22 protein-coding genes and 2 pseudogenes are annotated in these 23,007 nt (G+C 69.6%); 7 read left to right on the top strand and 17 right to left on the bottom strand.

What is annotated here, in order from left to right; genetic code table 11:
* Positions 1 to 35 precede the first annotated feature (35 nt).
* From QM699_RS18855 to QM699_RS18830, 6 genes and pseudogenes are all read left to right on the top strand, one after another.
* Positions 36 to 510 (top strand): annotated as a pseudogene (locus tag QM699_RS18855) (RrF2 family transcriptional regulator).
* A gap of 95 nt (positions 511 to 605) precedes the next feature.
* Positions 606 to 1,802 carry a sulfate ABC transporter substrate-binding protein gene (locus QM699_RS18850; protein ID WP_415012534.1) on the top strand — a complete coding sequence of 399 codons (1,197 nt, stop codon included), beginning with the start codon at positions 606 to 608 and terminating at the stop codon, positions 1,800 to 1,802.
* Positions 1,803 to 1,807: 5 nt separating this feature from the next.
* Positions 1,808 to 2,641: a sulfate ABC transporter permease subunit CysT gene (gene cysT, locus QM699_RS18845; RefSeq protein ID WP_415012533.1), complete on the top strand. Its 834-nt coding sequence runs from the start codon at positions 1,808 to 1,810 to the stop codon at positions 2,639 to 2,641.
* A complete protein-coding gene (locus QM699_RS18840) occupies positions 2,634 to 2,903 on the top strand; it encodes a hypothetical protein (protein WP_415012532.1) in 270 nt (89 codons plus the stop codon). The genes cysT and QM699_RS18840 overlap by 8 nt, the downstream gene beginning before the upstream one ends.
* A gap of 4 nt (positions 2,904 to 2,907) precedes the next feature.
* A complete protein-coding gene (gene cysW / locus QM699_RS18835) occupies positions 2,908 to 3,810 on the top strand; it encodes a sulfate ABC transporter permease subunit CysW (protein WP_415012531.1) in 903 nt (300 codons plus the stop codon).
* Between the two features lie 56 nt (positions 3,811 to 3,866).
* Positions 3,867 to 4,586: a sulfate/molybdate ABC transporter ATP-binding protein gene (locus QM699_RS18830; protein WP_415012530.1), complete on the top strand. Its 720-nt coding sequence runs from the start codon at positions 3,867 to 3,869 to the stop codon at positions 4,584 to 4,586.
* A 206-nt stretch (positions 4,587 to 4,792) separates the two neighbouring features.
* Here QM699_RS18830 and gndA read toward each other — a convergent pair whose 3' ends face one another.
* The 8 genes and pseudogenes from gndA to QM699_RS18790 form a co-directional block, all read right to left on the bottom strand.
* Entirely contained in the window at positions 4,793 to 6,202 is a 1,410-nt protein-coding gene (gene gndA, locus QM699_RS18825; protein WP_415012529.1) for an NADP-dependent phosphogluconate dehydrogenase, read from the bottom strand.
* 78 nt (positions 6,203 to 6,280) lie between these two features.
* Entirely contained in the window at positions 6,281 to 7,210 is a 930-nt protein-coding gene (locus QM699_RS18820) for an AEC family transporter (RefSeq protein ID WP_415012528.1), read from the bottom strand.
* A gap of 129 nt (positions 7,211 to 7,339) precedes the next feature.
* A complete protein-coding gene (locus tag QM699_RS18815; protein WP_415012527.1) occupies positions 7,340 to 8,383 on the bottom strand; it encodes a Gfo/Idh/MocA family protein in 1,044 nt (347 codons plus the stop codon).
* Positions 8,384 to 8,459: 76 nt separating this feature from the next.
* Positions 8,460 to 9,281 (bottom strand): sugar phosphate isomerase/epimerase family protein, encoded by an 822-nt coding sequence (locus tag QM699_RS18810; RefSeq protein WP_415012526.1) that lies wholly within the window; start codon positions 9,279 to 9,281, stop codon positions 8,460 to 8,462.
* Between the two features lie 9 nt (positions 9,282 to 9,290).
* Positions 9,291 to 9,908 (bottom strand): NIPSNAP family protein, encoded by a 618-nt coding sequence (locus tag QM699_RS18805; RefSeq protein WP_415012525.1) that lies wholly within the window; start codon positions 9,906 to 9,908, stop codon positions 9,291 to 9,293.
* Complete coding sequence (locus QM699_RS18800) at positions 9,905 to 11,698, bottom strand: FAD-dependent oxidoreductase (protein WP_415012810.1); 1,794 nt, start codon at positions 11,696 to 11,698, stop codon at positions 9,905 to 9,907. The genes QM699_RS18805 and QM699_RS18800 overlap by 4 nt, the downstream gene beginning before the upstream one ends.
* Complete coding sequence (locus QM699_RS18795; RefSeq protein ID WP_415012809.1) at positions 11,695 to 12,216, bottom strand: IclR family transcriptional regulator C-terminal domain-containing protein; 522 nt, start codon at positions 12,214 to 12,216, stop codon at positions 11,695 to 11,697. Before QM699_RS18795 ends, QM699_RS18800 begins: the two co-directional genes overlap by 4 nt.
* Before the next feature lie 175 nt (positions 12,217 to 12,391).
* A pseudogene (locus QM699_RS18790) lies at positions 12,392 to 12,508 on the bottom strand (helix-turn-helix domain-containing protein); the annotation flags it as partial.
* Between the two features lie 158 nt (positions 12,509 to 12,666).
* Here QM699_RS18790 and QM699_RS18785 point away from each other — a divergent pair.
* Complete coding sequence (locus QM699_RS18785) at positions 12,667 to 13,470, top strand: shikimate dehydrogenase family protein (protein WP_415012524.1); 804 nt, start codon at positions 12,667 to 12,669, stop codon at positions 13,468 to 13,470.
* Between the two features lie 14 nt (positions 13,471 to 13,484).
* On the opposite strand, the gene QM699_RS18780 is transcribed toward QM699_RS18785, so the two are convergent.
* The 9 genes from QM699_RS18780 to QM699_RS18740 all read right to left on the bottom strand — a co-directional run bounded on the left by QM699_RS18780 (position 13,485) and on the right by QM699_RS18740 (position 23,004).
* Entirely contained in the window at positions 13,485 to 14,873 is a 1,389-nt protein-coding gene (locus tag QM699_RS18780; RefSeq protein ID WP_415012523.1) for a PleD family two-component system response regulator, read from the bottom strand.
* A 285-nt stretch (positions 14,874 to 15,158) separates the two neighbouring features.
* The gene (locus QM699_RS18775) at positions 15,159 to 15,821 is read right to left on the bottom strand and encodes an HAD family hydrolase (protein WP_415012522.1); all 663 of its coding nucleotides are present in this window, start codon (positions 15,819 to 15,821) and stop codon (positions 15,159 to 15,161) included.
* Positions 15,821 to 17,308, bottom strand: coding sequence for a mannitol dehydrogenase family protein (locus QM699_RS18770; RefSeq protein WP_415012521.1), 1,488 nt, complete (start codon positions 17,306 to 17,308; stop codon positions 15,821 to 15,823). The genes QM699_RS18775 and QM699_RS18770 overlap by 1 nt, the downstream gene beginning before the upstream one ends.
* Before the next feature lie 12 nt (positions 17,309 to 17,320).
* Positions 17,321 to 18,100, bottom strand: a complete 780-nt coding sequence (locus QM699_RS18765; RefSeq protein WP_415012520.1) for an SDR family NAD(P)-dependent oxidoreductase — start codon at positions 18,098 to 18,100, stop codon at positions 17,321 to 17,323.
* A gap of 13 nt (positions 18,101 to 18,113) precedes the next feature.
* Positions 18,114 to 18,884: an L-iditol 2-dehydrogenase gene (locus tag QM699_RS18760; protein ID WP_415012519.1), complete on the bottom strand. Its 771-nt coding sequence runs from the start codon at positions 18,882 to 18,884 to the stop codon at positions 18,114 to 18,116.
* A 2-nt stretch (positions 18,885 to 18,886) separates the two neighbouring features.
* Complete coding sequence (locus QM699_RS18755; RefSeq protein WP_415012518.1) at positions 18,887 to 19,885, bottom strand: ABC transporter ATP-binding protein; 999 nt, start codon at positions 19,883 to 19,885, stop codon at positions 18,887 to 18,889.
* 19 nt (positions 19,886 to 19,904) lie between these two features.
* The gene (locus tag QM699_RS18750) at positions 19,905 to 20,729 is read right to left on the bottom strand and encodes a carbohydrate ABC transporter permease (RefSeq protein WP_415012517.1); all 825 of its coding nucleotides are present in this window, start codon (positions 20,727 to 20,729) and stop codon (positions 19,905 to 19,907) included.
* Between the two features lie 11 nt (positions 20,730 to 20,740).
* Positions 20,741 to 21,610 (bottom strand): carbohydrate ABC transporter permease, encoded by an 870-nt coding sequence (locus QM699_RS18745; protein ID WP_415012516.1) that lies wholly within the window; start codon positions 21,608 to 21,610, stop codon positions 20,741 to 20,743.
* 83 nt (positions 21,611 to 21,693) lie between these two features.
* The gene (locus QM699_RS18740) at positions 21,694 to 23,004 is read right to left on the bottom strand and encodes an ABC transporter substrate-binding protein (RefSeq protein ID WP_415012515.1); all 1,311 of its coding nucleotides are present in this window, start codon (positions 23,002 to 23,004) and stop codon (positions 21,694 to 21,696) included.
* Positions 23,005 to 23,007: the final 3 nt, after the last annotated feature.

Genomic DNA, 23,007 nt, shown 5'->3' with positions numbered 1-23,007 from the left:
TTGAAACCGAGGCCCGCGAAGCCTAACCACTAGGAATGATTTCTCAAAAGGCGAAGTATGCTCTGAAGGCGCTCGGCACGCTCGCCGAGGAGCGGTCGCGTGGCGGCTCGGCGCTCACGATCGAGGAAATCGCCACCCGCGCCGGCGTGCCGAAGCGGTTCCTCGAGCACATCCTGCTCGTCATCAAGAACGGCGGCGTGATCGGCAGCCGCCGCGGTCGCGTGGGCGGCTACCAGCTCATCAAGGACCCCGCGACCGTGACGCTCGGCTCGGTGCTGCGGCTGATCGACGGGCCGATCGCGCCGCTGCCCTGCCTGTCGCGCGGCGCCTACCAGCGCTGCGAGGACTGCGTCGACGAGGCGACCTGCACCATCCGCCGCGCCTTCGGCGACGTGTTCTCCGCCTACCTGCTGCTGGTCGAGTTCGATGACCGTCGAGGACCTGATTCGGGTCAATGAGCTGCCTGCGCCGCTGCTCGAATTCGGCAATCTCCTCTTAACTCCTGGTTAACCCATTGATCCGAGGCAATTCCCTGCCACTCAGTTTTGCTTGATTATCACGATAAACTCTGTCGTCATTATCGAAGAACAAGTGATGGAGGTTTCATGGACCGGATGCTCCCCGGCGCTGCGAACGAGGTGGCCGAGGCCGCCGCAGTCCGCACGGTCTACGTGTTCGACATGTTCGGCGCGATCCACCAGGTGGTGGCGAGCGACGACAGCGAGGACCCAAAGGCCGAACGCCGCGAAGAGGGCCTCCGCGATGCCGCCCGCCTCACCCCCGCGGTGGTGAAGCGTTGGCTCGCGGGCGCGGCATTCGCCGTGCTCGGCCTCGGCCTGACCCTCGATCCGGGCGCGGCGCTCGCCGCCGATACCCTGCTCAACGTGTCGTACGATCCGACCCGCGAACTCTACAAGGCGTACGACAAGGCGTTTGCCGAGCACTGGAAGGCGCTCGGCCACGACGCGGTGGAGATCAAGACCTCGCACGCCGGCTCGGGCGCGCAGGCCCGCTCGGTCATCGACGGGCTCGACGCGCAGGTGGTGACGCTGGCGCTCGCCTCCGACGTCGACGCCATCGCCTCGAAGACCGGCAAGATCCCGGCGGACTGGCAGGCGAAGCTGCCGCACAACTCCGCCCCCTACACCTCGACGATCGTCTTCCTGGTGCGCTCCGGCAACCCGAAGGGCATCCAGGACTGGGGCGACCTGGTGAAGGATGACGTGCAGGTCATCACGCCCAACCCGAAGACATCCGGCGGCGCCCGCTGGAACTACCTCGCCGCCTGGGCCTGGGCCGACAAGCACTTCGGCGGCAACCAGGACCAGATCCGCGACTACATGCACAACCTCTTCGCCCACGTTCCGGTGCTCGACACCGGCGCCCGCGGCGCCACGACCACCTTTGCCCAGCGCGGCATCGGCGACGTGCTGCTCGCCTGGGAGAACGAGGCGTTCCTCGCCGAGAAGGAACTCGGCGAAGGCCAGTTCGAGATCGTCCGCCCGTCGCTCTCGATCCTCGCCGAGCCGACGGTCGCCGTGGTCGACGGCAACCTGCACTCCGATTCGCAGAAGGCGGCGGCCGAAGAATACCTGTCCTGGCTCTACAGCCCCGAGGCACAGGCGATCGCGGTGAAGAACTTCTACCGCGCCTGGGACACCAGCAAGGCCGACCCGGCCGACGTCGCCCTGCTGCCGAAGCTCGAGCTCGTCACCATCGACGACCTGGGCGGCTGGAAGAAGGTCCAGCCGGAACACTTCGGCGACGGCGGCGTCTTCGATCAGATCTATCAGGCAAAGTGACGAGCATGGCCCGCTTCCGCAACAAGTCCGCCCTCCCCGGCTTCGGCCTCGCAACGGGCATCATGATGACGGTGCTCTCGATCGTCGTCATCCTGCCGATCGTCGCGCTGCTCGCCCGGGGCGGCGAGATCGGGGCGGGCCAGCTCTGGTCCGACATCAACTCGCCCCGCGTCTGGGCGGCACTGGCGCTGTCGTTCCGCGTCGCCTTCCTCGCGGCGGTCTTCAACCTCGTGTTCGGCCTGATGCTCGCGTGGGTGCTCACCCGCTACGATTTCCCGGGCCGCCGCCTGATCGACGCGGCGGTCGACCTGCCCTTCGCGCTGCCGACCGCGGTCGCGGGCATCGCGCTGACCGCGCTCTACGCCCCGAACGGGGTGCTTGGCTCGATCGCGCTGCAGATGGGGGTGAAGGTCGCCTACACCCCCCTCGGCATCTGGATCGCGCTCGTCTTCGTCGGCCTGCCGTTCGTCGTGCGGACGGTGCAGCCGGTGATCGCCGAGCTCGACCGGGAGGTCGAGGAGGCGTCCGCCACCCTCGGCGCCGGCCGGATCCGCACCTTCTGGCGCGTGATCCTGCCGACGCTCTCGCCGGCGCTGCTCACCGGCTTCGCCCTCGCGCTCGCCCGCGGTGTCGGCGAGTACGGCTCGGTCATCTTCATCGCCGGCAACCTGCCGCAGGTGACGGAGATCGCGCCGCTGCTCATCGTCATCCGGCTCGAGGAATTCAACTACGACGGCGCGGTGGCCATCGCCATCGCCATGCTCTCCATCTCGTTCACCATGCTGCTGGCCATCAACCTCGTACAGGTCCTGAACCGGAGGAAGTACGGCAATGCCTGAAGATCGCTTCGTCCCCTCGATCTACCGCTCCAGCGAACAGCGCCGCGCCTTCGGCCCGCGCGCCGGGATGCTCCTCGGCCTGCTGACCGGCTTCGGTCTCGCGGCCTGGGTGTACGCCTCCGGCGCCGGCCTGATCGCCGCTTTCCTCGCCTACAGCTTCGGCGCTTCGCTGACCCTGTTCGCGGTTGTTGCCTTCGCCTCGCTCCGCCCGGCGGCCATCATCCGCCGCGCCGCCGCGCCGCTGCATTTCCACAGGATTTGAGTACATGGTCGATCTGGCCCTCTCCCCTGCCGACTCCGGGCGCCCGGCCCGGCGGTCGTCGCGCATGCCGCGGAGCGTGACGTCGGAGCCGATCTGGCTCCGCATCGCGCTCATCGGCCTGTCGCTGGCGCTGCTGAGCGTGCTGCTGTTTGCGCCGCTCATCGCGGTGTTCTCGCAGGCGCTGCAGGAGGGGATCGGCTCGGCCCTCGAATCCCTCGCCGACCCGGACGCGCAGGCCGCGATCCGGCTGACGCTGCTCACCGCCGCCTTCGCGGTGCCGCTCAACGCCGTCTTCGGCCTCGCCGCCGCCTGGGCGATCGCCAAGTTCGACTTCCGCGGCAAGGCGTTCCTCATCACGCTCATCGACCTGCCGTTCTCGGTCTCGCCGGTCGTCGCCGGCCTCTGCTTCGTGCTGCTCTTCGGCGCGAACAGCGGGATCGGCGGCTGGTTCGTCGCGCACGGCTACCCCATCGTCTTTGCCGTGCCCGGCATCGTGCTCGCGACAATGTTCGTGACCTTCCCCTTCGTCGCCCGCGAGCTGATCCCGATCATGGAAGAGCACGGCCGGGCCGAGGAAGAGGCGGCGCTGACGCTCGGCGCCTCCGGCTGGCGGATGTTCCGCACCGTGACGCTGCCGAACGTGCGCTGGGCGCTGCTCTATGGCGTGCTGCTGTCGAACGCCCGCGCCATGGGTGAATTCGGCGCCGTCGCCGTCGTCTCCGGCCGCATCCGCGGCGAGACGACCACGATGCCGCTGATGATCGAGATGTTCTACAACGAGTACATGCCGGTCGCGGCCTTCACGCTGGCCGCGCTGCTGGCGCTGCTCGGCCTCGTCACGCTGGCGGCGAAGTCGCTGCTCGAGTGGCGTCACGGCGGCGAGCTGGCCGCCACCCGCCGCCACTGACCCCGTTTGCCTTACCGCGCCCCAAGATGTCCCGAGCCCTGAGAGGAACCAGTCCGATGCATATCGAAGTCGAAGAGCTCGCCAAGGAATTCGGCGCCACCACCGCCCTGCTGCCGGTCAGCCTCTCGATCCCGTCGGGCGCGCTCATCGCGCTGCTCGGGCCGTCGGGCTCGGGCAAGACCACGCTGCTGCGCATCCTCGGCGGCCTCGAGTTCCCGACCTCGGGCCGCGTGCTCTTCGACGGCCAGGACGCCACCGGCCTGTCGGTGCAGGAGCGCCGCGCCGGCTTCGTCTTCCAGCACTACGCGCTGTTCAAGCACATGACGGTGTTCGAGAATATCGCCTATGGCCTGCGTGCCCGGCCCAGGGCCACCCGGCCGACCGCGCCCGAGATCGACCGCCGGGTGAACAAGCTCCTGCACCTGATCCAGCTGCCCGACATCGGCCGGCGCTATCCCGCGCAGCTCTCCGGCGGCCAGCGCCAGCGCGTCGCGCTCGCCCGCGCGCTCGCCATCGAGCCGCGGATGCTGCTGCTCGACGAGCCGTTCGGCGCGCTCGACGCCCGCGTCCGCAAGGAGCTGCGCACCGGCCTGCGTGAAATTCACGACCAGACCGGGCTCACCACCATCTTCGTCACCCACGACCAGGACGAGGCGATGGAGCTGGCCGACCTCGTGGTCGTCATGTCCATGGGCCGGATCGAGCAGGTGGGCACGCCGAAGGAGATCCGCAGCCGTCCGGCCACCCGCTTCGTCGCGGAATTCATCGACGCCTGAGCGGCAGGAGCGCAGGCAGGCGCACGGCCCGGATCGAAACAATCCGAAGGATATCTTGCGCTTAACCCGCCGCTAACGCTCTTGCGGCCGCGCGCCGCCTCGTCAACACTTCCGAAATGTCCCGAGAGGCGGCCCAGTCAGTCGCTTCTCCACCTGAACGGGCGGGGTCTTCCCCGCCCGCTCCTTTTCCGGGACCATCCACCCGGCTACTGCTCGTGACTGCCCCAGGGGCCATGATGCGCTCCGGCCATGTCCACCCGCTCGAAGCCATGGGCCCCGAAGAAGTCGCGCTGGGCCTGCAGCATGTTCGCCGTGCCGCGCGCCGTGTGCATCGTGTCGAAATAGGCGAGCGCGGCCGACAGCGCCGGCGTCGGAATCCGCGCCAGTGCCGCGGCGGCCACCACCGCGCGCAGGCCGCCCTCGCTGCGCTTCAGCTTCTCGGCGAACTGCGGCGCGAACATCAGGTTCGCGCCCTCGCCCGTCTCCATCGCCGCCGCCATGTCGTCGAGCATCGCCGAGCGGATGATGCAGCCCGCGCGCCAGACCCGGGCGATGCCGCCGAGCGGCAGCGACCAGCCGAACTCCTTCGACGCCGCCGCGAGCAGGCCGAAGCCCTGCGCATAGCAGGCGATCTTGCCCGCCAGGAGCGCCGCCTCCAGCTTGTCGACCATCCCGTCCACCGGCACCGGCTCGGGGGAGAGGCCGAAGATCCGCGCGCCCTCCACCCGTTCGGCCACCCGCGCGGACAGGTTGCGCGCCGCCACGGCCGCCTCGATCGCGGTGTCGGGCGCCCCGAGCATCAGCGCCTCGATCGCCGTCCAGCGCCCGGTGCCCTTCTGCCCGGCGCTGTCCTTGATGACGTCGAGCATCGGCTTGCCGGTCTTCGGGTCCAGCGCCCGCGCGACGATGCCGGTGATCTCGATCAGGTACGACTTGAGCGGCCCGCCGTTCCAGCGGTCGAACACGTCCGCGACCTGCAGCGGCGTCAGCCCCAGCCCGTCGCGAAGCACGCCATAGACCTCGGCGATCATCTGCATGTCGGCGTACTCGATGCCGTTGTGCACCGTCTTGACGAAGTGCCCTGCCCCGTCCGGCCCCATCCAGCCGGCGCAGGGAGTCGTGCCGAACCGCGCGGCGATCGCGTCGAAGACGGGCGCCACGCGGTCCCATGCCGCCTTCGGGCCGCCGCCCATGATCGCCGGCCCGTGCCGCGCGCCTTCCTCGCCGCCGGAGACGCCGACGCCGAGATAGGGCGCGCCACGCTCCGCCGCCGCGGCCGCGCGCCGCACCGTGTCGTGGAAATTGGCGTTGCCGCAGTCGATGACGAGATCGTCCGTGTCGAGCAGGGGCGTCAGGCGGTCGATCATCTCGTCAACCGGCGCGCCCGCCGGCACCATCAGGATGATCGCCCGCGGCGGCGTCAGCGCCGCCACCAGCGCCTCCAGGGAGTCGCACGGCGTGATCCGGGCCGCGAGGTCCCCCGCCCCGGCGACGAACGCCGTGGTGACGCTCGTCGTGCGGTTGTAGACCGCAATCTCGAAGCCCTTCTCGGCGATGTTGAGCGCCAGCGCCGCGCCCATGGTGCCGAGCCCGACCAGTCCGATATCCGCCGCCATCTCCGCTCTCCCCCAACGGGCCAACCCTGCTGCGGCCGGAAATATGGCCGGGGTTCCGGGGCGAGGCAAGCAACCGGCTCAGGGCGGCCCGAGCACCAGCAGCAGCCCGGCGATCGTCACGAAGCCGCCGACGGTCGTCGCGAGCATCACCATCGCCGCCGGCGCGCCCTCGCCGTACTGCGCCGCGAGGACCGGATAGACCCCCATCACCGGCATTGCCGCCATCAGCACGCCCGCGCGCACCATCGCCGGGTCGAGCGCGACCCCGGCGAACCAGAGCAGCGCGAAGACCACGCCCACCGCCAGCGGATGCGCCACGAGCTTGCCCGCCGCCACCCAGAGCACCCGCGCGCTCCGCGCCGCGCGCGGCACGTCGACCAGCGCACCGCCGATCACGATCAGCGATACCGCGGCACTGGAGCGGGCGATGATCTCCACCGCCTGCGACACCAGCACCGGCACCGGGATGCGGAGCGCCGTCAGCACGAGGCCGGTCACCAGCGCGAGGATGAGCGGGTTGCGCGCAACGCTCGCGATCGTCCACCCCCAGGCCCGCCCACCGCGCGAGGCTTCCGCCAGCACCAGGATCAGCGGGATCAGCACCACGTTCTCGACGATCATGTTGAGCGCCAGCACCCGGTCGGCAATGGACGGCAGCGCCAGCAGCAGGATCGGATATCCGAAGAAGCCGCTGTTCGCGCAGGCCGCGCCCATCGCCTCGAACGTCGGACCGCCGCCCGTCCGCCCCGACCGCACCGCGACGGTCCAGAACAGCCCGAACGTCGTGAGCGAGCCGACGAGATAGGCGGCCAGATACGCCGGATCGACCAGCGTCCCGAACTCGCGCCCGGCGACCGCGCGAAAGATCAGCGCCGGCAGCGCCAGCATCACCACATAGCGCCCCAGCGCGCGCAGGTCGCTCGGCCCGAACACCCCGCCCCGGCGCACCGCATAGCCGAGCGCGATCAGCGCGAAGATCGGCCCGGTGACGGAAAAGATGGCGCTCATGGCAGACGACCTCGCAACTGACCGCGCCCGCGCGTCCTGGCGACCCGCCGCGCGCACCTCCAGAGACTCGCGCGCCCGGCTCCGCCCTTCGTCATGGCGGGAATACGCCACCACCCGGACAAGGCGCGGTCAGCGGGCTGCCACCGTCGCCACGTCAGCCCGCCGCCCGGTCTCGATCGAGCGCCAGACGGCATCCATCACCGCGAGGTTGCGCGCCCCCTCGATGGCACCGACGCGGGTGGGGGCGCCATCCTCCACCACGGCCCGGAAGTGGCGGATCTGCCGGGCGTAGGGGCTTTCATGGGGTGCCTCCGCCCGGGTCATCGTCATCGGCACGGTCCAGTCGCGCGCCCCGTCGTGGCGCCAGACCTCGAGCCGCGGCAGCGTCACGGACGCATGCGTGCCGACGAAGCGGTGCGAGTTCACGTCGTGCACGGCGAAGCGCGGGCTGTCGCCGGCCGTCAGGTCCCAGCTCCACGGCCCCGCCGCGGTGTCCGACACGACGAACGAGGCGAGCGCCCCGTCGGCGAACTCGAAGGTGATCGCGCCGGTATCCTCGACCGCCAGCCCGCGCGTCGCGCTCGACGCGTAGGCCGCGAGCGACACGATCTCGCCGCAGAGAAAGCGCAACAGGTCGATCTCGTGGATCAGGTTGATGAGGAAGGTCCCGCCGATCCCCGGCGTCCGGCGCCAGGCCGGAGCGAAATAGTCGTCGGGCTTCATCATGCAGGCGCTGGCGCTGACGCAGACCAGCCGCCCGAGAGTGCCGGCGTCGACGATCTCCTTGGCCTTCTGCAGCGTCGGGTGGTGCCGGCGGTGATGCCCGACCAGCACCGCGAGCCCGCTGCCTGCCTGCGCCGCGAGCAGCGTCTCGGCCTCGGCCACCGTGTTGCCGATCGGCTTCTCGACGATCACCGGCACGCCCGCCGCGAGGCAGTCGAGTGCGATCGGCACGTGCGTCTCGTTCGGGGTGGCGATGATCGCCCCGTCCGGCCGCTCGGCCTCGAGGAGCGCCCGGTGGTCGCGGTAGTGCGCCGTGCCAGAGCGCGCCGCCAGCGCCGCGCCGCCGTCGAACGGATCGGCGACCCCGGCGATCTCGAAGCCCTCCGTCTCCAGGATCGCCTGCACATGGGTCGCCCCGATCGCTCCCCCACCGATCACCGCCAGTCTCATGTCATCCCCCCGCTCGGGATCAACGAAGAGATGTTTGTCGCCGACCCGCTTGATGTCACCCGTGAGATCGCCGATTTCACGCCACGTCCACCCCTTCGACCACGGCCCGCGTCGCCCGCAGCGCCAGCGCCGCCCGCTCGGCGCCGCCGACGCGTTCGGCCAGCGCGACGTTCGGGATCTCGATGCTGATGACGGCATCCCCCGGGATCGCCCGGGCCAGTCCGGCGAGGTCGATCCCGCCGTCTCCCGGCATCAGCCGCCCCCGCCTGGCGACCTCGATCAGCCCCGCGTCGGACGGATCGTAGACCGCCGGCCCGTCGCAGAACTGCACGTAGTTGAGCCGGTCGCGCGGCATCGCCGCCACCTCGGCCAGCGTCGTTGCCGAGCGGTCGAAATGCAGCGCGTCGATCAGAACCCCGCCGTTGGCCTCGCCCGCCGCCTCGACGATCCGGAGCGCGGTCGCGAGGTCGGGCACCCTGGTCCACGGCATGAACTCGAGGTCCACCGTCAGGCCGAACCCGGCCGCGAGCCGCGCCAGCCGGCCGAGGCTGTCGGCCAGCCGCGCCTCCTCCGGGTCGTCGCCCGCCACCAGCACGTTCCGTGCCCCGAGCCGCCGGCCGCGCTCGAAGAACGGCGCAAACCCCGCCACGTCGGTGTCGGGCTTCAGCCGGACGATCTCGATGTCCGCCACGCCCACCCCGGTGTCGCGCAGCGCCGCCTCTGTCTCGGCCAGCACGCGGTCATCGGTCAGCAGCGGATAGTCCGCCTCCGCCCCCGGCGCGGCCGGCAGCATGCGGAGCCCGATCAGGTCATATCCCGCCGCGCCCGCCGCCCGCACCGCCTGCACCGGCCCGAGGTCGAAGACGGTGAGAAACGCCAGCGAATACCGGTGCGCCATCCCGCCCCCCTACTGCAGCGGCGAGAAAGCGAGCGGCATCAGGATCGCCGAGGTCATGTCCGGGCTCAGCCAGTCCGGCCCGCCCTTGGGCGGCCAGGCGCCATCCGCCACCGACTGCCCCCGCGCCTTTGCCCGCGCCTCGAGGCTCGGATAGGGCCAGAGCTGGGTCAGCCGCGGCGGGCCGTCGAGCGCATACATGGCGATCGTCAGCGGCGAGTAGTCGCTCCGCTTCGGAACCGCCGCCTCCCACTTGCCCATGGTCGGCATCAGGCCGTTGAGCTTCGCGCGGTAGGTGCGCAGCTCGTAGAACGGCCCGAAATTGCCCGGCACCACCGGCGGCAGGAAATCGAACGGCTTGTAGGTGTCGAACGTCAGGCCGACCAGATGCTCGAGGCACCCGAACGGGTTCTCGCTCCGGAGCGCCCGGTCGCGCTCGGCCGCGAGGTCGTCGAGGCTGTCGAAGCCGCGCAGCACGTACACCTCGTTCAGCGCGCCGATGTCCGAGCCGAACGCCCCGAGCAGCGCTCCCCGCGCCTCCGGCGCCGTCACCCATGCCTCGATGGCCGGCGCCGCCTTGCCCGCGCCGAAGATCACCGTCTTCAGCGTCGCGATCTCGTAGACCTTCATCCTGCGGTTTCCCCGATCTCTTCCCTGGTTTCCTCAAGCCCGCCCACGGGCAACCCCGTGACGGGCAGCCCCGCGAGCACCCGGCCCGCGACGTATCCGAAGGTCATGGCCGGCCCGAGGGTGATTCCGCCGCTCGGGTAGGTGCCGCCCATGATGCTCGACATGTCGTTGCCCACGGCGAACAGCCCCGGGATCGCCGCGCTGCCCGCGCCCAGCACCCGCGCCGCCGCGTCGGTCCTGAGACCCGCGAACGTGCCGAGGCTGCCCGGCACGATCCTGACGGCATAGAACGGCCCGGCCTCGACCGGCCCGAGCGAGGGGTTCCGGCCCGTCGCTGCCGCATCGCCCTGCACCTTGTTGTAGGCCGAGCGGCCGCGGCCGAACGCCGGATCGTCGCCCGCCGCCGCAGCACGGTTGAATGCCGTGACCGTCGCCTCCAGCGCCGCCGGATCGAGACCACAGGCAAGCGCCAGCTCGCCGATCGTCCGGCCCCGCTTCAGATAGCCCGATGCGAGATACGGCCGCAGCGGGAACGGGAACGGCTTTGCCCCGCCGAGGCCCCAGCGCCGTTGCGCCCGGTGGTCGGCGAGGAGCCACGCCACGGGCGCCTCGCCCGCCGGCGTCGCGCGGAACAGCGCCGCCATGAAATCGTGGTAGCTGTCGGCCTCGTTCACGAAACGCCGGCCGTGGGAGTCGACGGCGAGGAAGCCGGGCTTCGACCGCTCGACCAGATGCGGGAAGCGCCCGACGCTGCCATCCTTGCGCGGCACCAGCGACACGGGCGCCCAGGCCCCGGGGTGCACCAGATCGTCGGCCACCACCGCGCCGACCGCCTCGGCGATCCGCATCCCGTCGCCGGTGTTCCCCTCCGGTGCCGCCGAGTGATGGCCCGTGCCGTCCGGCGCATGCTCGAACATCGCCGCGATCCGCGCGGCATCGTGCGGGAAGCCGCCGGTGGCGAGCACGACGCCCCGCCGCGCCCGCACCGTCCCGGGCGCCGCCCCGGCCACCCGCGCGCCGACCACCCGGCCGTCCTCGACGATCAGCGCCACTGCCGGCGCCCCGGTGCGGATCGCGACACCCGCGTCGAGCGCGCTGCGCAGCAGCCGCGCCACCAGCGCGTTGCCGTTCACCAGCTGCGCCGAGCGCCCGTGCCGCACCAGATCGCGGCCATGCCGCAGGAACCGGCGCGTGACGTGCGCGAACGAGGCGGTGGAGCGCAGCCAGTTGACGAAATGCCCGAGGTCGGCCCCCGAGGCGATCCCCATGCCACCGACGGAAATGAGGTCGAGCGGTGGCCGCAGCTTGTCGAGCCACGGCCCGAGCCGACGCCCGTCATAGGGCGCGCCCGCCACCGACCGCCCGCCGGTCGCGTGGCCGGGCGTGGCGTGAAAGTCCGGGACGCGGTTGCCGTCGACGAACGCCACCTCGGTCTCGGCCTCGAACCAGCGCACCATCTCCGGCCCGTTGGCCAGGAACACGTCGATCCGCGGATCGCCGGCCGCATTGCCGAGCTCGCTCGCCAGATAGCGCCGCGGCTCGGTCTCGTCCTCGATGATCCCTGCCCGCTCGGCGAGCGGGTTGCGCGGGATCCACAGCCAGCCGCCGGACCAGGCGCTGGTGCCGCCAAGCACCGGCGCCTTCTCGATCACCAGCACCTCGAGCCCGGCGCGGGCCGCCACGACGGCGGTCGCAAGACCGCCGGCGCCCGAGCCCACCACCAGCACATCGCAGGTGGCCGGAAGCAGCGCGCCGTCCTGCGGCACCAGCGGCATGGCCCGCTCGTTCATGCCGGGATCGTCCGCGCCGGCCCGGGCGTGAAGAACCGCGATCCCCGGCTGGCCGCGCCGATCTCGGCGGCGGCCTCCGCCAGCGGCGGCGCCAGCGCCTCCATGCGGGCGGCGTCGAGCCGCACGCTCGGCCCCGCGATCGACAGGCAACCGACCACATTGCCATCGTCCGGCCGGCGCACCGGCACCGCCATTGCTGCCATGCCGGCGAGATAGCTGTCGACCGCCACCGCATAACCGCACTGACGCGCCGCCGCGAGCCGGGCCAGCAGGTCGGTCGCGCCGGTCGGCGCATGGCTGCCCGCCCCTGCCCGCGTCGGCGCGATCCCCTGCCGGGCCGCCGCCATCAGCGCCGCCTCGTCGCTCATGGTCGAGAGCCACGCCGTGCCCCCGGCGGAGGAGGCGAGGTGCGCCACCACGCCCTGCTCGCGGCCGGGATCGTAGCGCAGGCCCGTGGTCGCGCCCTGCGCCACCCCGACCCACACCAGGTTTTCGCCGTCGACCACGCTGAGCCGCACCAGTTCGCCCGAACTCGGCCGCCAGCCGGTCGAGCGTCGGCTGCGCCACGTCGGTGATGCCGCTCTGGCCGAGGAAGCTCAGGCCCATCGCCGCAAGCTTGATCGTCAGGCCATAGTCGCCCTGCGCACGGTCCTGCCGGACGTAGCCGAGCCTCGCAAGATCATTCAGCAGCCGGTGGGCCGCGCTCGGCGGGATGTCGAGCCGCGTGGCGATCGCCCCGACCGACAGGCCGCCGGGCTGCCCGCACAGCAGCTCGAGAATGCCCAAGGTTCGCTCCAGCACGCCGCTCATCTGCGACTCTCCGCGTTGTCTCCGTCGCGGTCGTAGCACATGCACGCCATAAATGGAATGTAATTCTAAACTTGAACGAAAGCCCGTTTATGACCATGCAGGAGGCCGTGTCGCCGAATCGCATGGCGGCTCGGCCCGGCCCCGGGGAGGTGGCTCGAATGGACGTGACGCTGACTGGCGAAACCCGCCTCTTCTATATCGTGGGAGACCCGATCGCTCAGGTGAAGTCGCCGCCCGCGCTGACCGCGATCCTGATGAAACGTGGCGCCAACGCGCTGCTCGTCCCCGCCCATGTCGCGCCGGCCGACCTCGAGCTCTTCCTGCAGGCGGCGCGCGCCACCCGGAACGTCGACGGCATCGTGGTAACGGTGCCGCACAAGCTGGCCGCCCTCGCCCATTGCGACGAACCGACGGAACGGGCGCGGTTTGCCGGCTCGACCAACGTCATGCGCCGGGGGGCGGATGGCCGCTGGCGCGGCGACAACACCGATGGCCAGGGCTACATGGACGGGATCGCCGCCTGCGGCTTCGACGTCGCCGGCAAGACCGCGCTTCTGGTCGGCGCCGGCGGGGCGGGCGCGGCGATCGCCTACGAGATCCTCGCGCGTGGCGCCGCGCACCTGAAGGTCCACGACATCGACACCGCCCGCCGCGACCGCATCGTCGGTCGCCTCGGGGAGCGTTTCCCCGGCCGGATCTCGGTCGGCGATGCGGATCCGTCCGGCGTCGACCTCGTGGCAAACGCCACGCCGCTCGGGATGCGCGACGGCGACCCGCTGCCCGTCGATGCCACGAAGCTCGCCGGCACGCAGTTCGTCGCCGACGTCATCACCAAGCCGGAGATCTCGCCGCTGCTGGTCGCCGCCCGCGCGCTCGGGTGCGCCATCATGCCGGGAGCGGGCATGTTCAACGCGCAGGCAGAGCTGCTGGTCGACCGGATGCTGGGAATGGAGACGGCCTGACGCCCGCAGGCCGCTCAGGCGGCCTGCGCGAAGCTCACCCGGTTGCGGCCGGTTTCCTTCGAGCGGTAGAGCGCACAGTCGGCACGCTTGATGATCGCCTCGGGATCGCTGTCGGCGGCAGTGGCGATGGCAACGCCGATCGACACCGTGACCTCGACCTCGCCGCCGTCGGGCAGCGGCACCGCCGCACCCTCGATCGCCCGCCGGATCCGCTCCGCTGCCGCCGCCGCCGCGCTCTGGTCGACGTCGGGCATAGCGACGAAGAACTCCTCGCCGCCGAAGCGCGAGACCAGATCGACGCCGCGGATGTTCTCCTGCAGCCGGCGCGAGAACTCCTTCAGCACCGCATCGCCGGCGTCATGGCCGAACCGGTCGTTGATCGACTTGAACTTGTCGAGGTCGATCATCATCACCGCGAACACGCCGTCGGTCTCGTGCGCCCGCTCCATCACCCGCAGCATGTGCTGGCTCGCATAGCGGCGGTTGTAGATCCCGGTCAGCGGGTCGATCACCGCGAGCTTCAGCCCGTTCCTGAGGTTGCTACGCAGCCGGTCGGAATACCGCTTGCGCCGCAGCTGCGAGCGAATCCGCGCGATCAGCTCGCTGACGTCGAACGGCGTCTCGATGTAGTCGGACGCGCCGAGGTCGAGGCCCTTCGCCGCCACCTGCACGTCGCCGTTCTCGACGACGAGAATCACCGCCGACTGCCGGGTCTCCGGCCGCGAGCGCAGCGCCGAGACGAGGCGCAGGCCGTCGCCGCCCTCGGCGAGCGACTGATGCACCACGAAGCAGTCGGGCAGCTCCATCCGGGCGAGGTTCATCGCCTCGCGTTCCGAGTGGGTGACGATCGTGGGGATCGCCAGCCGGTCGCTGAGCTGCCGCGCCCAGAGCGCGCCCTGGATATCCGACGGCGGGGCGAGCAGGATCGGCCCGCCGGTGTCGAGGTCGATCTCGGCCCCGACTTCGCCGACGAAGTCCGCGAGCCCCAGCTCGCGCGACGTCATGTCGCGCAGGCGCAGCTCGTCGAACATCATCTTCATCCGCATCAGGTTTCTGACACGGGCGAACAGCGCGAGATCGTTGAACGGCTTGGACAGGAAGTCGTCGGCGCCCGCCTCGAGGCCGCGGATCCGCTCCTCCGGCGTGTCGAGCGCCGTCACCATGATGACGGGAATGTGCGCCGTCTCCGGCCGCGCCTTCAGCGCCTCGCAAACCTCGAAGCCGTCCATGTCGGGCATGAGCACATCGAGCATCACCATGTCCGGCTGCTCGCTGCGCGCCATCTCGAGCGCCTGCGTGCCGTTCTCGGCAACCACCACATCGTAGTATGCGGAGGATAGCTTGGCGCGCAGGAGGAGCCGGTTCGTGGCAACGTCATCCACAACCAAGACTCGACCCGACATCCGGATGCCTCCCTTTGGAGTGCTGAAGCTTATCAGCCGCACCATGGGACGATTGTGTTAATGAATAGTAACCGGCGGTCAAAACGCCGGCCGGACGGCGCCAGCGCGGCGGCATTCCGCCTTGTCGTTCAATAATTTAAAACTGGCTTCCTGAACTCGGCCGCGGCCATCGGCGTTGATCGCGTCGATTTCGGCCGGGTGATGCGCCCCCGCCGCAACGCTCGAGCCGGACGGCGGCACGACATCCAGCAGCCGCCCGACGCACCATCGACGGCCGCGACCAGTTCACGCGTCGAGGACATCGAGAAGTGCCGGCATCCGGTCGATGATGACGTCGGGCTTCAGGCTCGCGACATCGGCCCGGTGCCGATCGGACTGGGCATGACCGCCGCCGGTGAAGGCCACCACCCGCATCCCGGCCGCCTGCGCCGCCATGATTCCCGCCGGGCTGTCCTCGACGACGAGGCAGTCCCCGGGCACGTGCCCGAGGCTCTCGGCGGCGTAGAGGAACAGGTCCGGCGCAGGCTTGCCGCGAGCCACCATCGTCGAGGAAAACACCCGCCCCTCGAAGCGCGGCCAGAGGCCGGTGACGCGCAACGACAGCTCGATCCGCTCCGGCTGCGACGACGAGGCGACGCAGAACGGCAGCCCCAGCGCGTCGAGCGTCGGCCCGATCCCGGCAATCGGCTGCAGGTCCTTGCGGAATGCGGCGTAGAGGTCGCGCCGCATGTCGTCGAGCGCCGCGTCGCTGACCGTCAGGCTAAAGTCACGCGCCAGGATCTCGCGGGTGCTCGCGAGCGAACGGCCGAGAAACCGCGCATCCGCCTCGGCCGGCGCGAGGTCGAGCCCGGCCGAGGCGAGCATTGAGAGCAGCAGGCGCAGCGAGATCGGCTCGCTGTCCACCAGCACCCCGTCGCAGTCGAAGATGACGAGCCCCGGCCGCGCCATCAGCGGCCGAGATACCGCTCGAGAGTCGCCACCGTGCCGTCCCGCCAGAGCGCCTTGAGCCAGCGGGCGAAGGCATCCCTGAAGGCGGGCGCGTCGGCCGTCGCGCCGTAGATGTCGCGCATCTCGAGCCACGCGGCAGGATCATCCTTGGCCTTGAGCGCGGTTGCCTGCAGGTGGCTCCAGCCCGGATCGTTCGGCTCGATCACCGCGCCGGAGTCCGTCGTGCCGGCGCAGTAGCGGCACCAGAACGCGCTCTCGAGCGCGAGGCCCTCGACGGGCAGGCCCTTGGCGAGACGGTCGGCGATCGACGGGATGATGAACTTCGGCTGGCGGTTCGAGCCGTCGAAGCAGAGGCGGCGCATGGTGTCGGCGATCTTAGGGTTGGAAAAGCGCCGCTCGATGATCTCGAAGTACTGCGCCGGCTCCATGCCCGGGACCGACGCCACGATCGGCGCCACCTCGTCCAGCACGATCTTGCGCAGATAGGCGCGCACCAGCGGATGCTCCATCCCCTCGTGGACGAAGTGGATGTCGAGCAGGCTCGAGGGATACGCGATCATCGCGTGCCCGGCGTTCAGGATACGCAGCTTCATCATCTCGAACGGCGTCACGTCCTCGACGAACTGCGCGCCGACGGTCTCGAGCGCGGGACGGCCCTGCGGAAAGTCGTCCTCGATCACCCACTGGATGAAGTCCTCGCAGAACACCGGCCAGGCGTCCTCGATGCCCCAGGTCTCGCGGGCGATCTGCCGCTCGCGGTCGCTGGTCACGGTCGCGATGCGGTCGACCATCGCGTTCGGGAACGCCACGCTCTCGCGCACCCAGGCGGCGAAGGCCGGATCCTGCGCCGCAGCGAGGCCCGCCACGGCGTCGCGGCACACGCGGCCATTGTGAGGCACGTTGTCGCAGGAGAGCACGGTGAAGGGCGGCACGCCGGCGGCGCGCCGCGCCTTCAGGCCCGCGAGGATCAGGCCGAACACCGTCTTCGGCTCGTCAGGGTTCGCGGCATCAGCGGCGATCGCCGGGTTCTCCGGATCGAACCCGCCCGTCGCCGGATTCACGAAATAGCCGCCTTCGGTCACGGTCAGGGTGACGATGCGCACGTTCGGATCGGCGAGGCCCTTGATGATCGCCGCGCCGTCCATCGGCGGCAGGAAATCCGTCATCACCCCGGTCACGCGGGCATTCGATGCCTCGGCCGACTGCTCGACCACCGTCGAGAGCAGGTCCTGCCCCATCAGCGCGGTGCGCATCTTCACGTCATAGGGCGTGACGCCGGCGCCGACGACGGCCCAGTCCCGATCCCGGCCCGCGTTCATCAGGCGATCGAGATAGACGTGCAGGTGGGCGCGGTGGAAGTTGCCGACACCGAAATGCACGATGCCGGCCGTGAGATCGCCACGGGCATAGGACGGTCGCGCCACGTCGGCTGGCAGCTTGTCGAGCGTGGCGAGCGAGAGCGGCGTCGCGAGGGACGTGGTGGCCATGAGGACGCTTTCTCAGATGGTGCGGAGCATGCCGCCGTCGACGAAGTAGTTGCCGCCGACCGCGTAGGACGCGCGGGCGGAGCAGAGGAAGACCATGAAGTCGGCGAGTTCTTCCACCGTGCCGAAGCGCTTGATCGCCGCATGCTCGTCGGCGACCGACTGGAGATAGCCCTCCCAATCGCCGCCGGAGTCGGCGGTGAGCTGCCTCGCGGTCTTCTGCCAGTCCGGCGTCAGGATCAGGCCGGGGCTGACGGTGTTGACGCGGATGCCCTTCGGGATGAACTCCGTCGCCATGGTCTTCGACAACATCACCAGGGCAGCCTTGGTCACGTTGTAGATCGGTTCGTACCAGAGCGGCTGCGTGGCGCAGATCGAGGCGTTGTTGAGGATCGCGCCGCCCCCCCTCGCCTCCATCATCGGCGCGAGCCCGCGCCCGAGCCGCACCGCCGCCATGACGTGCAGGTCCCAGTAGGACTGCCACTTCTCGTCCGGCGCCTCGAGGATCGTCTCGTTCGAGCCCGTGCCGGCGTTGTTGACGAGGATGTCGGCACCGCCGAAATCCGCCTTCGCCGCCGCGATCAGGCCGGCACAGCCTTCGGCGGTGCCGACGTCGCAGGCGTGGCCGACGACGTTGACGCCGTACTCCTGCGTCAGCTCCGACGCGACCCGCACGACGCGCTCGCGGTCGCGGGCGGCGATCAGCACGTTCGCCCCCTCGCGCGCGAACGCCCGCGCGACGCCGAGGCCGATCCCAACGCTGCCGCCGGTGACGACGGCGACCTTTCCGTTCAATCCGAGTTCCATGTCAGCTAAACCACTGCCCGCCATCAACGTTGTAGGTCTGCGCCAGGATATAGTCGGCTTCCTTCGACGCGAGGAAGATCGCCATTCCGACCAGATCGTCCGCGGTGGCCATTCTCCCGTAGGGCACGCCCTCGCCGACGATCCGCTTCTTCTCGCCGAGCTGCCGGTTCTCGTACTTCGCAAACAGCGCGTCCACGCCGTCCCAGTGCTCGCCGTCGACCACGCCGGGGGCGATCGCGTTCACGTTGATGCCGTGCTCGACGAGGTTCATCGCCGCCGATTGCGTCAGGCTGATCACCGCCGCCTTGGTGGCACAGTAGACCGCGACCAGCGCCTCGCCGCGGCGCCCGGCCTGGCTCGCCATGTTGATGATCCGCCCGCCCCGGCCCTGCGCGATCATCTGCCGCGCCGCCGCCTGCATGCAGAACAGCGTGCCGCCGACATTGATCCGGAAAAGCCGGTCATAGCTCTCGCGGGTGATCTCCACGATCGGCTGCAGGTCGAAGAGCGCGGCGTTGTTGACGAGGATGTCGAGCCCGCCGGCGCGCTTCACCACGGTCGCAAAGGCCGCGTCGATCGACGCCTGGTCGGTCACGTCGAGCTTCACCGCGTAGGCTTGCGGTCCGATCGCCGCCGCGGTGGCCTCGGCCCGCTCGATGTTGATGTCGCCGATCGCCACGGTCGCCCCTTCGGCCACGTAGGCCTTGGCGAACGCGGCGCCAATCCCGCGGGCCGCTCCGGTGATGAGGGCGGACTTGCCTTCCAGTCGCATTGTCAGAGTGCCTTCCCGTTGGCGTCGAAGAGGTGGATTTTTGTCGGATCCGGCGTCACGAACACCACGTCGCCGTGGCTGACCGGGATCTCGCCGTCTGCGCGCACGTTGATCGTGCCGTGATCGTCGGTGTGGACGTGCAGGAACGTGTCCGAGCCGAGGTGCTCGGCCACGCCGACCACCCCGCGCCACTCCCCGCTGGTCACGGTGATCTTCAGGTGCTCCGGCCGCACGCCGATCGTCTTCGCCCCCAGCCGCTCCGCCGAGGGGCCGGTGACGAAGTTCATCGTCGGACTGCCGATGAAGCCGGCGACGAACAGGTTCTTCGGATTGCGGTAGAGCTCCATCGGGCTGCCGACCTGCTCGATGTTGCCGGCGTTCAGCACGACGATCTTGTCGGCCATGGTCATCGCCTCGACCTGATCGTGGGTGACGTAGATCATCGTCTTGCCCAGGCTCTGGTGCAGCTCGGAGATCTCGAGCCGCATCGTGCCGCGGAGCGCCGCGTCGAGGTTGGAGAGCGGCTCGTCGAACAGGAAGGCCGACGGCTGGCGGACGATCGCCCGGCCGATCGCCACGCGCTGGCGCTGGCCGCCGGAGAGCTGGCCGGGCCGGCGCTCGAGGTAGTTCGCGAGGTTGAGGATCCGGGCGGCGTTCGCCACCTTCTTGTCGATGTCCGCCTGGCTCTCGCCCGCCATCTTGAGCGGGAAGGCGATGTTCTTCGCCACCGTCATGTGCGGGTAGAGCGCATAGGACTGGAAGACCATGGCGAGCTTGCGCTTGGCCGGGCTCTCGTGCGTCACGTCGCGGCCGTCGATCATGATCTTGCCGCTCGTCGTGTCCTCGAGTCCGGCGATCAGCCGGAGCAGGGTCGACTTGCCGCAGCCCGAGGGGCCGACGAAGACGACGAACTCGCCGTCCTCGATGTCGAGATCGAGCTTCGGGATGATGTTCGTCGCCCCGAAGGCCTTGTGAACGTCGCGGAGCTGGATGGTGCCCATGTCTCAATTCCCCCGGTAGTTATTTCACGGCGCCGAAGGTCAGGCCGCGGACGAGTTGCTTCTGGCTGAACCAGCCCATGATGAGGATCGGCGCGATCGCCATGACCGAGGCCGCCGACAGCTTGGCCCAGAACAGCCCCTGCGGGCTCGAGAAGCTGGCGATGAAGGCGGTGAGCGGCGCCGCGTTGGTAGTGGTGAGCCGGATCGTCCAGAACGACTCGTTCCAGGCGAGGATGATGTTGAGGAGCAGCGTCGAGGCGATGCCCGGCACCGCCATCGGCGTCAGCACGTGCCAGATCTCGCCCCAGAGGTTCGCCCCGTCCATCCGCGCCGCCTCGAGGATCTCGCCCGGGATCTCGCGGAAGTAGGTGTAGAGCATCCAGACGATGATCGGCAGGTTGATGAGCATGAGCAGCACGGTCATGCCGATCCGGGTATCCATGATGCCGAGCTTGAGGAAGATCAGGTAGATCGGCACCAGCACGGCAGCCGCCGGCATCATCTTGGTGGAGAGCATCCACATCAGCACGTCCTTGGTGCGCCTGGTCGGCGAGAATGCCATCGCCCAGGCGGCGGGGATGCCGACGAGGAGTCCGAGGACCGTCGAGCCGACCGACAGGATCACCGAGTTCATAAACGGCTTGATGTAGTTCTGCTGGTTCTGCACCTCGCGGAAACTCTCCAGCGTGAACGACGGAATCAGGTTGAACCCGGCCACCGCCTCGCCCTCGGTCTTGAGCGAGGTGATGATCGTGTAGAGGATGGGGAAAAAGATCAGCAGCGCCACCACCCAGGCGGCGACGGTGAAGCTGAGCTTGGTGCGGGTCGAGACGGCGCGGGCCATGGTTTCTCCCCTCAGTCCAGGTTCTTGCCGACGGCGCGCATCAGGAAGACCGCGACGATGTTGGCGATGATGACGGCAACCACACCCCCGGCCGCGGCACCGCCGACGTCCTGGTTGAGCAGCGCGGCGCGGTAGATCAGGAACGGCAGGTTGGTCGAGGCATAGCCCGGGCCGCCGTTGGTGGTGACGAGGATCTCGGCATAGACGCCGAGCAGGAAGATCGTCTCGATCAGGACTACGATGGTGATCGCCCGGGACATGTGCGGCAACGTCAGATACCAGAACCGCGAGAAGACCCCGGCCCCGTCCATCTCCGCCGCCTCCTTCTGCTCGCCGTCGAGCGACTGCAGCGAGGTGAGCAGGATCAGCGCCGCGAACGGCAGCCACTGCCAGGCGACGATGAGGATGACCGAGAACAGCGGGTAGGTGGCGAACCAGTCGACGGGCTGCATGCCGAAGAACTTGGCGATGTCGGCCGCCACGCCATAGCCCGGATGCAGGATCATGTTCTTCCACACCAGCGCGGCCACGGGCGGCATGACGAAGAACGGCGAGATCACGAGGATCCGCACGATGCCCTGCCCGAAGATCGGCTGGTCGATCAGGATCGCGACGCCGATGCCGCCGATCACGCTGATCGCGAGCACACCGAGCACAATGGCGAGCGTGTTGCGGATCGCCTGCCAGAACGCGGGATCGGTGAGAAAATACTGGTAGTTCTCGAAGCCCGCCCAGCCGCCCGCCGCCGGGTTCAGCAGGTTGTAGTAGCGGAACGAGAAGTAGACGGTCATCACCAGCGGAACGATCATCCACAGGAAGAGCAGGACGATCGCCGGCAGCCGCATGAGGCGGGCGATGCTCGCGGTCTGGCGCGTGGCCATGGGGAAATTCCTCGCGTCGGAGTGCCCAGGGACGAAGACCCGCCCAGGGCACGTACCCGGGCGGGTCGGTCTGGGGGAAGCCGCTACTTGCCGTAGCCGGCGCGGCGGATTTCCCGCTCGGTGGTCTTCTGCGCCTGCGCCAGCGCGTCATCGACGCTGGACTGGCCGGCGATCACCGCGGCGAAGAGCTGGCCGACCGTGGTGCCGATCGACTGGAACTCGGGGATCGCGACGAACTGGCCGCCGGTGTAGGGCACCGGCTTCACCGTCGGCTTGGTGATGTCGGCGGCGTCCATCGCCGCCTTCGCCTTCGCCGCGAAGCCGGCAGCGTCGAGGTAGTTCTGGTTCTCGTAGAGCGAGGTCCGGGTGCCCGGCGGCACGTTGACCCAGCCCTCCTTGGCCGCGACCATCTCGGTATAGGCCTTGTCGGTCGCCCACTCGATGAAGGTCTTCGCCGCGTCGGCGTTCTTCGAACTGGTCGGGATCGCGAGGTTCCACGACCACAGCCAGTTGCCGTGGTTGTCGACGCCTTCCTTGTGCGGATAGATCGAGAAGGCCACCTTGTCGGCGACCGTCGACTGCTTCGGGTCGGAGACGAACGAGCCGGCGGAGGTGGCGTCGATCCACATGCCGCACTTGCCCTGCTGGAACAGCGTCAGGCTCTCGTTGAAGCCGTTCGACGACGCGCCCTGCGGTCCGGCGTCCTTCATCAGGTCGGCATAGAACTGGAGCGTCTCCTTCCACTCCGGCTGATCGAACTGCGGCGCCCAGTTCTCGTCGAACCAGCGCGCACCAAAGGAGTTGGCCATGGAGCTGACCAGCGCCATGTTCTCGCCCCAGCCGGCCTTGCCACGCAGGCAGATGCCGTTGATCCCGGCCGACCGATCGGTGATCTTGCGCGCCGCGTCGCCGATGAACTCCCAGGTCGGATCGTCGGGCATGGTGAGCCCGGCCTTCTCGAACAGGTCCTTGCGGTACATCAGGAACGCGCTCTCGCCGTAGAACGGCGCGCCGTAGAGCTTGCCGTCGACGGTCAGGCCGCCGCGGATCGCGGGCAGGAGGTCGTCCACGTCGTAGTCGGCCGAGAACTCGAGCGGCGTGAGCCACCCCTGCTTGCCCCAGATCGGCACCTCGTAGTTGCCGATCGTCAGGATGTCGTACTGGCCGCCGCCGGTGGCAATGTCCGTGGTGACGCGCTCGCGCAGGATGTTCTCCTCGAGCGTCACCCAGTTCACCGTGATGTCGGGGTGCGCCTTGGTGAACTCCGAGGTCAGCCCCTGCATGCGGATCATGTCGCCGTTGTTGACGGTGGCAATCGTGATCGCGGCGGCATTGGCCGTGACGGCGAACGCAAGGGCGGACGCCGCCCCCATGAGAAAGGCGAATGGACGCATGTT

The sequence above is a fragment of the Amaricoccus sp. genome (genome assembly GCF_047602525.1).
GTDB lineage: Bacteria > Pseudomonadota > Alphaproteobacteria > Rhodobacterales > Rhodobacteraceae > Amaricoccus.
This window is presented reverse-complemented; position numbering and strand designations above follow the sequence as displayed.

Coding starts and splice junctions, on each gene's coding strand:
- QM699_RS18850 (WP_415012534.1), top strand. CDS start 606: ATGGACCGGATGCTCCCCGGCGCTGCGAACGAGGTGGCCGAGGCCGCC.
- cysT (WP_415012533.1), top strand. CDS start 1,808: ATGGCCCGCTTCCGCAACAAGTCCGCCCTCCCCGGCTTCGGCCTCGCA.
- QM699_RS18840 (WP_415012532.1), top strand. CDS start 2,634: ATGCCTGAAGATCGCTTCGTCCCCTCGATCTACCGCTCCAGCGAACAG.
- cysW (WP_415012531.1), top strand. CDS start 2,908: ATGGTCGATCTGGCCCTCTCCCCTGCCGACTCCGGGCGCCCGGCCCGG.
- QM699_RS18830 (WP_415012530.1), top strand. CDS start 3,867: ATGCATATCGAAGTCGAAGAGCTCGCCAAGGAATTCGGCGCCACCACC.
- gndA (WP_415012529.1), bottom strand. CDS start 6,202: ATGGCGGCGGATATCGGACTGGTCGGGCTCGGCACCATGGGCGCGGCG.
- QM699_RS18820 (WP_415012528.1), bottom strand. CDS start 7,210: ATGAGCGCCATCTTTTCCGTCACCGGGCCGATCTTCGCGCTGATCGCG.
- QM699_RS18815 (WP_415012527.1), bottom strand. CDS start 8,383: ATGAGACTGGCGGTGATCGGTGGGGGAGCGATCGGGGCGACCCATGTG.
- QM699_RS18810 (WP_415012526.1), bottom strand. CDS start 9,281: ATGGCGCACCGGTATTCGCTGGCGTTTCTCACCGTCTTCGACCTCGGG.
- QM699_RS18805 (WP_415012525.1), bottom strand. CDS start 9,908: ATGAAGGTCTACGAGATCGCGACGCTGAAGACGGTGATCTTCGGCGCG.
- QM699_RS18800 (WP_415012810.1), bottom strand. CDS start 11,698: ATGAACGAGCGGGCCATGCCGCTGGTGCCGCAGGACGGCGCGCTGCTT.
- QM699_RS18785 (WP_415012524.1), top strand. CDS start 12,667: ATGGACGTGACGCTGACTGGCGAAACCCGCCTCTTCTATATCGTGGGA.
- QM699_RS18780 (WP_415012523.1), bottom strand. CDS start 14,873: ATGTCGGGTCGAGTCTTGGTTGTGGATGACGTTGCCACGAACCGGCTC.
- QM699_RS18775 (WP_415012522.1), bottom strand. CDS start 15,821: ATGGCGCGGCCGGGGCTCGTCATCTTCGACTGCGACGGGGTGCTGGTG.
- QM699_RS18770 (WP_415012521.1), bottom strand. CDS start 17,308: ATGGCCACCACGTCCCTCGCGACGCCGCTCTCGCTCGCCACGCTCGAC.
- QM699_RS18760 (WP_415012519.1), bottom strand. CDS start 18,884: ATGCGACTGGAAGGCAAGTCCGCCCTCATCACCGGAGCGGCCCGCGGG.
- QM699_RS18755 (WP_415012518.1), bottom strand. CDS start 19,885: ATGGGCACCATCCAGCTCCGCGACGTTCACAAGGCCTTCGGGGCGACG.
- QM699_RS18750 (WP_415012517.1), bottom strand. CDS start 20,729: ATGGCCCGCGCCGTCTCGACCCGCACCAAGCTCAGCTTCACCGTCGCC.
- QM699_RS18745 (WP_415012516.1), bottom strand. CDS start 21,610: ATGGCCACGCGCCAGACCGCGAGCATCGCCCGCCTCATGCGGCTGCCG.
- QM699_RS18740 (WP_415012515.1), bottom strand. CDS start 23,004: ATGCGTCCATTCGCCTTTCTCATGGGGGCGGCGTCCGCCCTTGCGTTC.